A 208-nucleotide genomic window follows, 5' to 3' on the forward strand; every position below is an offset into this window, starting at 1 on the left:
AACGCTGGCCGTCTTTCGGCGTGTAGGCTTCATCAGCCCAGTTGCTATTCAGTACCGCGATTTTGTCTTTACCCATCTGGCGGGTTGGGTGATATTTTGACGGCGTGGTAATGGTAATAAACATGCCGATATCACCCCGGGCAGTGGCGACCCGTTCAATCCCGGCAATCTGCGCCATCAACTCCATCCGGCGAATTTCAGGATTGGA

1 protein-coding gene is annotated in these 208 nt (G+C 53.4%); it reads right to left on the reverse strand.

Annotated elements, in window-relative coordinates; all coding sequences use genetic code 11:
* A partial coding sequence (locus NXS07_RS22770; protein ID WP_258087713.1) for a replication endonuclease occupies positions 1-208 on the reverse strand: 208 nt, incomplete at both ends.

Origin of the sequence: Xenorhabdus bovienii (assembly GCF_024721015.1) — a bacterium.
Taxonomy (GTDB): domain Bacteria; phylum Pseudomonadota; class Gammaproteobacteria; order Enterobacterales; family Enterobacteriaceae; genus Xenorhabdus; species Xenorhabdus bovienii.